Raw genomic sequence first — 7,090 nt, forward strand, 5'->3', positions numbered from 1 at the left:
GCAAAAAAAAGACTTTACACGCCAAAAATGAAAAAAGCACCAGGTCAAGGTGCTTTTTTTCAATAGAGCCGGCAGGATCAGCCGGGTACTTTTTTTAGCATTTCCAGGCCAATTTTGCCCGCAGCGATTTCACGCAGCGCGGTTACGCCGGGCTTGTTCTTGCTTTCGATCTTGGCGGCATGCCCCTGGCTGAGCATTCGGGCACGGTACGTGGCGGCCAAAACCAGCTGAAAGCGATTCGGGATTTTTTCGAGGCAATCTTCGACAGTAATGCGGGCCATGGTGATTCTTTCGGTGTGATCGGTAACTTAAGGAATGTGAAGGGCCTTGAAAGTCTCGGCTCGGGCACGTCGCTGGGCCGAAAACTTGAGCCGCTGGGCATGGACAATGGTTTTCAGGTCGAAAACTGCCAGCTCAAATAACTCGTTGATTATAACGAAGTCGAATTCCCGGGCCTGTGCCATCTCGATGGCCGCGTTCTTAAGCCGTAATTCGATGACTTCTGCGGTGTCTTCGCCGCGCCGCTGCAGGCGGGAGCGCAATTCTTCCCAGCTCGGAGGGAGTATGAAAATCAGGACAGCATTCGCAAAAATCCGTTTGATGTTGAGGGCGCCCTGAAAATCAATTTCAAGAATCACATCGGCGCCATACGTGATTCGCTCTTCAATGGTCTGGCGCGACGTGCCGTAACGGTGCTCGTGGACAAGCGCCCATTCCAGAAAAGCATCGCGCTGCACCATGCCGTCGAACTCTTCGGGAGACAGGAAAAAATATTCCCTGCCATGCTTTTCCTGTCCGCGCGGCGGCCGGGTGGTGTGTGACACAGCGGGCTGAATACGTGAATCCAGTTCCATCAGAGCCTTCACCAGGCTGGACTTGCCCGCACCACTGGGGGCTGCTACAACAAATAGATTTCCGGGATAGTCCATGCGTGTTGGTGGTTTATTGCTATAAATTTGATAGTTAACAGGGTGCTACTCGATGTTCTGGACCTGCTCGCGAACCTGCTCGATCAGCACTTTCATGTCCACAGAAATGCGTGTGAGCTCCAGCGAGGCCGATTTGGACCCCAATGTATTGGCTTCTCGGTGCAGTTCCTGAATCAGGAAGTCGAGGCGCTTGCCCAGTTCACCGCCGCTGGAAAGTAAGCGGTCTATTTCATCAAGGTGTGACGACAGGCGGGTGATCTCTTCAGCCACATCAATCCGGATAGCAAAGGCGGTGGCCTCGGTCAGTGCCCGATCCTGGGCCATTTCAGGCAGCGCTGTGCTGCCTCCCAAGGCCATGGCCTCTTTCCAGCGCTCGAGAAAACGCGCCTGTTGCTGCTCAACCAGTTTGGGAACCATGGGAACCGCGAGTGCCGCCAGTGCGCGCAGCTGCGCTGTACGGTCAAGCAGCATATGTGCCAGGCGAGCCCCTTCCCGCTCGCGGGCAGACATCAGCTCTTTCAGGGCATTTTTTGCCAGCTTGAGCAGTTCTTCACTATGATCGTGCGGCTTTCTGTCTTCGTTGGTAGCGATTCTAAGGATATCGGCCACGCTGAGCGCAGCGGCCTGCGGCAACCACGACTTGATGCTGTCCTCCAGAGAGCCCAGGCGCTGCAGGGTCGCCGACGAGGGGGGGCGCAGGCTGCTGGCCGATGCGCTTTCAAGCGATACCCTGACTTCTACCTTGCCGCGCTTGAGCTTGCCGGTCAGTAATTCGCGCAGGGCCGGTTCGGTCTGCCGCAATTCATCGGGCAGACGGAAGGCCAGGTCAAGAAAGCGACTGTTCACGGAACGTATTTCGACGCCCAGCCTGGAACTGGCGTCCTGGCGCGGTTCAGTTTCTGGGGCAGACTGCGCCACGCTGGATTGCACGGTTGCATAACCCGTCATGCTGTAAACTGACATTTATTAATACGCTTTACTAGAGAGAATAAGACTTGGTGACATTGTCACCGAAGCTCATCCAGAATTATGTCAAAGGTCAAGCCCGCACCGCTGCCGCCCGACACCGTCATTGGTGGCTATCGTGCTGTGCGAAAGCTTTCGGCTGGCGGGTTCGGCGTAGTTTACTTGGCCGTCGACAACGAAGGTCAGCAAGTCGCCATCAAGGAGTATCTGCCATCTTCACTGGCCAGCCGTTCTCCGGGGGAGCTGCTGCCGCAAGTTCAGCCTGACAAGCTCTCGCTGTACCGCCTGGGTCTCAAGAGTTTTTTTGAAGAGGGCCGCGCACTTGCCCAGATTTCGCATAGTTCGGTGGTGAGCGTGCTGAATTTCTTTCGCGAGAATGAAACCGTCTACATGGTCATGAACTACTTGGAGGGCGGGACCCTGCAGGACTTCATCATTACCGCTCGTGAGCTGAAAAAACAGAAGGTCTTCCGCGAATCGACCATTCGCTCGCTCTTTGACGAAATCCTGCGCGGGCTGCGCATCGTGCACCAGCACAAAATGCTGCACTTGGACATCAAACCCGCCAACATCTTCATCACTGACGACAACCGGGCCGTGATGATTGACTTTGGCGCGGCGCGCGAGGTATTGAGTAAAGAGGGTAACTTCATCCGGCCCATGTACACCCCTGGTTTTGCGGCGCCAGAAATGTACCGCCGCGACTCCTCAATGGGTCCCTGGACCGATATTTATGCGATTGGCGCTTGCATCTACGCCGCCATGCAGGGCTACCCGCCCAATGATGCGCCGCAGCGTCTTGAAAAAGACCGCCTGTCCCTGGCGCTGTCTCGTCTGCGGGGCGTTTATTCCGACAATCTGATTGAAGTCGTCGAGTGGTGCATGTCGCTGGACCCGCTGTCACGACCTCAATCGGTGTTTGCGCTGCAAAAGGAACTGAGCCGGGAAGGTGAGCGTCATTACACCAAACTCACCGTCGGTGAAAAGGTACGTCTGCAGTTTGACAACATGATCTTGGATACCAAAAAAACCGCACGCAAAGCGACTGCCTTTGCGACCAGATTTAAATGAAATTTTCTGTCTTTCAGGTCAGCCGCAAAGGCGGACGGGAGAAAAACGAAGACCGCATGGGCTACTGCTACACGCGGGAATCGGGCTTGTTCGTGCTGGCCGACGGGATGGGTGGTCATCCTGACGGTGAAGTCGCGGCACAGCTTGCACTGCAGACCATTTCTGCGCTGTACCAGAAGGAGGCTCGGCCCATCATCCTGGATCCCACTGAATTTCTGGCAACTGCGCTGGGGGCAGCTCATTACCAGATTCTTCGCTATGCCACCGAAAAAGGCATGCTCGACACGCCCCGCACCACGCTGGTGGCCGTCATTTTGCAGGGTACCGGGGCCACTTGGGTGCATTGTGGAGACTCTCGCCTGTATGTCGTGCGTGACGGCGAACTACTGATGCGCACCCGGGATCATTCCTATCTTGAGCAGCAGAGCGCTGGGGGCATCAGCCTCGAGCGCATCAACCGCAACATCCTTTTTACCTGCCTGGGCTCGCCCACCAAGCCCGTTTTTGATATGGCGGGCCCCTTGACCCTGCAACAGGGTGACAAGCTGCTGCTGTGTTCTGACGGCCTGTGGGGCAGCCTGAGTGACGATGAAATTGTCCGGCAATTGGCCAGCAAGAGCGTGTCTGACGCGGTCCCCGATCTGGTCGAAAATGCATTGCGCGCCGGTGGCGAACACAGCGATAACGTGACCGTGCTGGCCATGGAGTGGGAAACCCCGGATGCGTTTGAATCCACCCGTGGTGTGTCCACAGACAGCATCATGGACGGGGTGTTCGCCTCCACCATCCAGGCTGGCGGACTCGACAGCATGGCCGATGATCTTGATGAGGCGACGATCGAGAGATCCATTGCTGAAATCAACGAGGCCATACGCCGTTCAGCCGCAAGAAGAGGCTGAAATCGAGGTGCCGGCTTTGGTGCGTTTGGCTACGCCAAGGCGCTCTTTTCTCTCTTTTTCATTCCTTCGGCGTTTTCCGCCAGAAAGCCATTCACCATGAGTCAGTTTGCCAGAGGCTGCGCACGTGCTGCCGACGCCCTGCGTCCGGTACGCATCACCCGTCATTACACCGCTTACGCCGAAGGTTCGGTGCTGATTGAATTCGGCGGAACCAAGGTGCTGTGCACCGCCTCCGTCGAGGAAAAAGTCCCTGGCCATAAGAAAGGCAGTGGCGAAGGTTGGGTGACCGCCGAATACGGCATGCTGCCACGCGCCACGCACACGCGCAGCGACCGCGAAGCAGCTCGCGGCAAACAGAGTGGCCGCACCCAGGAAATCCAGCGCCTGATTGGTCGATCCATGCGCTCTGTGTTTGATCTGAAGAAATTGGGCGAACGAACCATTTACCTCGATTGCGACGTGATTCAGGCCGATGGCGGCACCCGAACGGCCAGCATCACGGGTGCCTTTGTGGCTGCACAGGATGCGGTCAACCAATTGCTGGCCGAGGGCAAGCTCCAGGAAACGCCGATTCTTGACCACGTGGCCGCCATTTCGGTCGGCATTGTGCAGGGCACGCCCTTGCTGGATCTGGAATACACCGAAGACTCGGCTTGTGACACCGACATGAATGTGGTCATGACCGGTGCCGGCCACTATGTGGAAGTCCAAGGCACTGCCGAAGGCGCTGTTTTTTCACGCACAGAAATGGATGCGCTGCTGGTCCTGGCCGAAAAAGGCATCACCGAACTGGTCGCCCTGCAGAAGCATTCACTATTAGATTAATAGCTGCTAACGACCGTCAAATAAGGGCTAGAGCCACTTTTCATCATGAAGATCGTCCTTGCATCGAATAACCAAGGCAAGCTCGCTGAGCTGCAAGCCATGCTGGCGCCATTGGGGCTGGAATTGCTGAGCCAGGCTGAGCTGGGCATCCCCGAGGCCGAAGAGCCGTTCCCTACCTTTGTGGAAAATGCGCTGGCCAAAGCCCGCCACGCGTCCAGGCTCAGCGGCTTGCCTGCACTGGCCGACGATGCGGGTTTGTGTGTGGACGCTTTCGGCGGCCTGCCTGGCGTGGACACGGCGTTTTATGCCATGCAGTTTGGTTATCCCAAGGGTGACGAGTACAACGTCAAGGCCCTGCTGGAGCAGATGGCTGGCCTGACCCAGCGCGCCCAGCGCCGTGCGGCGCTGGTCAGCACCTTGGTGGCGGTTCGCTCTGCGGACGATCCGGAGCCCTTGATTGCGTCCGGGCGGGTGTCGGGTGAAATTGCTTTGGAGCCCATCGGCAGCAACGGGTTTGGCTTTGACCCGGTGATGTTCATTCCAGAGTTCGGTCAAACCTTTGCCCAGCTACCCGTGAGCGTGAAAAACGCCAATAGCCACCGCGGCAAGGCCACGCGCCAGATGATAGAGCTGATGCGTGAACGCTGGCTGTAAAGCCCTGGCCCAGTCAAACAGCGACCAATCAATCATGACTCAGAAAGACATTCAGCACTACATGCGCAGCGGAACGCTGCAGCTCACGGCGCTGCCGCCGCTGTCACTCTATGTGCATTTACCCTGGTGCCTGAAAAAATGCCCTTATTGCGATTTCAATTCGCATGAGGTGTCGGGCGAGATGCCCGAGCAGCGCTACATCGATGCGCTGGTGGCCGATCTGGAGGCTTCACTGCCGCTGATCTGGGGCCGCACAGTGCACAGCATCTTTATTGGCGGCGGAACGCCCAGCCTCTTTTCGCCGCAAGCCATTGACCATCTGCTGAGCGATATTCGGGCGCGGCTGAGGCTGGACGCAGACTGCGAGATCACGCTGGAAGCCAACCCCGGGACGTTTGAAAAAAACCGTTTCAGGGCCTTTCGCAGCGCTGGAGTGACGCGTCTTTCCATTGGCGTGCAAAGTTTTGATGACCGCCACCTCAAAGCTCTTGGCCGCGTGCATGACCGCGCCCAGGCGATTGCGGCCGTTGAAGAGGCGGCGCAGGCTTTTGACACCTTCAACCTCGACATCATGTACGCGCTCCCTGGCCAGACGCTGGAAAATCTGGCGCAGGACATGCGCCAAGCCCTTGCGCTGCAGCCGCCCCATATTTCGATTTACCAACTGACGATAGAGCCCAACACCTACTTTGCGAAATTTCCGCCGGTGATTCCTGAGGAAGATATGGCCTACGCCATGCTCGACCGGATCACCGAGATGACCCAGGGCGCCGGGCTGCAGCGCTATGAAGTGTCGGCCTACGCCAAGCTAGGGCACCGCTGCTTTCACAATCTCAACTACTGGCAGTTTGGTGATTACCTGGGAATCGGCGCGGGTGCGCACAGCAAGCTCAGCTTTGCACATCGGGTGATTCGCCAGGTGCGCTACCGCGAGCCCAAGCTTTATATGGAAAAAGCCTTGGCCGGTGATGCCGTTACCCAAGACACCGAAGTGAGCCGCGCCGAATTGCCTTTTGAATTCATGCTCAATGCCTTGCGGCTCAGGGAGGGTTTCAAACTGCAGGATTTTCCTGACAAGACAGGGCTGCCCTTGACCGCCATCCAGCAGGGCCTGGAAGAAGCCGAGCGCAAGGGGCTGATCGAACGCGACTTTGTCCGTGTCAAGCCGACTGAGCGAGGTTTTGATTTTTTGAACGATTTGCAGGAACTGTTTTTAGCGGAGTGACCCGCAATGCGACTTTATGGAAACTTCGAGCATTATTCTTTTGGTCATCAGCAGCGCCATCAGCTTTGGGCTCGGCCGCACCTTTGTGCACTTCCGAAACAAAAAGCGTAAAGAAAGAGCGCAAGCACGCAAGGCTCAAGCCTTGCGCGACCGGCCCGTTGCAGCGGAATCAAAAAACAAGAGCAAACGCAAACGGCAGATTCAGCAGCTTGATAAAGAAGGCAGAAGCCAGAAGCACTAGTCAGTCTTGGCGTACCCGCAGGCTCCAGGGCAACCGCAGTCAACATGCGTGACCCGCCCCGCCGGGGCAACGCTGCGATTCAGCCGTTTTGCATTGAGAGCTCAGAAAAAACAAACCCACCAAGCGCTTTCGCGATTGATGGGTCGTATGTGGGGTGCCACAGGTCACAAGACCGATACGATGCTGTCAATTTATATTTGGCCTGTGGCACGTCGGAGAATTCCGAATTTATTGTGAGCCGTCAACGGCTGCTCACAACCGAGATGCTATGGATGCCTCC

At 56.8% G+C, this 7,090-nt stretch carries 9 protein-coding genes; 6 read left to right on the forward strand and 3 right to left on the reverse strand.

The genetic code is table 11. From position 1 onward, the window contains the following. Positions 1-77: 77 nt before the first annotated feature. The 3 genes from rpoZ to B3F77_RS19370 are packed head-to-tail and all read right to left on the reverse strand — an operon-like array spanning position 78 to position 1,892. Positions 78-281 (reverse strand): DNA-directed RNA polymerase subunit omega, encoded by a 204-nt coding sequence (gene rpoZ, locus B3F77_RS19360; RefSeq protein WP_026780849.1) that lies wholly within the window; start codon positions 279-281, stop codon positions 78-80. A 27-nt stretch (positions 282-308) separates the two neighbouring features. Beyond that, positions 309-929, reverse strand: a complete 621-nt coding sequence (gene gmk, locus B3F77_RS19365) for a guanylate kinase (protein ID WP_293606531.1) — start codon at positions 927-929, stop codon at positions 309-311. A 45-nt stretch (positions 930-974) separates the two neighbouring features. Next, positions 975-1,892, reverse strand: a complete 918-nt coding sequence (locus B3F77_RS19370; RefSeq protein WP_293606532.1) for a YicC/YloC family endoribonuclease — start codon at positions 1,890-1,892, stop codon at positions 975-977. Between the two features lie 66 nt (positions 1,893-1,958). On the opposite strand from B3F77_RS19370, the gene B3F77_RS19375 reads away from it, so the two are divergent. The 6 genes from B3F77_RS19375 (at position 1,959) to B3F77_RS19400 (ending at position 6,810) form a co-directional block, all read left to right on the forward strand. Further along, positions 1,959-2,966, forward strand: coding sequence for a serine/threonine protein kinase (locus tag B3F77_RS19375; RefSeq protein WP_293606533.1), 1,008 nt, complete (start codon positions 1,959-1,961; stop codon positions 2,964-2,966). Further along, positions 2,963-3,865, forward strand: coding sequence for a PP2C family protein-serine/threonine phosphatase (locus tag B3F77_RS19380; protein WP_293606534.1), 903 nt, complete (start codon positions 2,963-2,965; stop codon positions 3,863-3,865). Before B3F77_RS19375 ends, B3F77_RS19380 begins: the two co-directional genes overlap by 4 nt. 96 nt (positions 3,866-3,961) lie before the next feature. Continuing rightward, the gene (gene rph, locus B3F77_RS19385; protein WP_293606535.1) at positions 3,962-4,690 is read left to right on the forward strand and encodes a ribonuclease PH; all 729 of its coding nucleotides are present in this window, start codon (positions 3,962-3,964) and stop codon (positions 4,688-4,690) included. Between the two features lie 45 nt (positions 4,691-4,735). Further along, positions 4,736-5,344 (forward strand): RdgB/HAM1 family non-canonical purine NTP pyrophosphatase, encoded by a 609-nt coding sequence (rdgB, locus tag B3F77_RS19390; RefSeq protein ID WP_293606536.1) that lies wholly within the window; start codon positions 4,736-4,738, stop codon positions 5,342-5,344. Between the two features lie 34 nt (positions 5,345-5,378). After that, a complete protein-coding gene (hemW, locus tag B3F77_RS19395) occupies positions 5,379-6,569 on the forward strand; it encodes a radical SAM family heme chaperone HemW (RefSeq protein WP_293606537.1) in 1,191 nt (396 codons plus the stop codon). A 16-nt stretch (positions 6,570-6,585) separates the two neighbouring features. Beyond that, on the forward strand, positions 6,586-6,810 hold the full coding sequence (locus B3F77_RS19400; RefSeq protein ID WP_293606538.1) for a hypothetical protein: 225 nt from the start codon (positions 6,586-6,588) through the stop codon (positions 6,808-6,810). Positions 6,811-7,090 lie beyond the last annotated feature (280 nt).

This window comes from Polaromonas sp. UBA4122 (assembly GCA_002381615.1).
GTDB lineage: Bacteria > Pseudomonadota > Gammaproteobacteria > Burkholderiales > Burkholderiaceae_C > Polaromonas.

Bases quoted from the DNA above. Each gene is read 5' to 3' on its own strand.
- rpoZ (WP_026780849.1), bottom strand. From the start codon at position 281: ATGGCCCGCATTACTGTCGAAGATTGCCTCGAAAAAATCCCGAATCGC.
- gmk (WP_293606531.1), bottom strand. From the start codon at position 929: ATGGACTATCCCGGAAATCTATTTGTTGTAGCAGCCCCCAGTGGTGCG.
- B3F77_RS19370 (WP_293606532.1), bottom strand. From the start codon at position 1,892: ATGTCAGTTTACAGCATGACGGGTTATGCAACCGTGCAATCCAGCGTG.
- B3F77_RS19375 (WP_293606533.1), top strand. From the start codon at position 1,959: ATGTCAAAGGTCAAGCCCGCACCGCTGCCGCCCGACACCGTCATTGGT.
- B3F77_RS19380 (WP_293606534.1), top strand. From the start codon at position 2,963: ATGAAATTTTCTGTCTTTCAGGTCAGCCGCAAAGGCGGACGGGAGAAA.
- rph (WP_293606535.1), top strand. From the start codon at position 3,962: ATGAGTCAGTTTGCCAGAGGCTGCGCACGTGCTGCCGACGCCCTGCGT.
- rdgB (WP_293606536.1), top strand. From the start codon at position 4,736: ATGAAGATCGTCCTTGCATCGAATAACCAAGGCAAGCTCGCTGAGCTG.
- hemW (WP_293606537.1), top strand. From the start codon at position 5,379: ATGACTCAGAAAGACATTCAGCACTACATGCGCAGCGGAACGCTGCAG.
- B3F77_RS19400 (WP_293606538.1), top strand. From the start codon at position 6,586: ATGGAAACTTCGAGCATTATTCTTTTGGTCATCAGCAGCGCCATCAGC.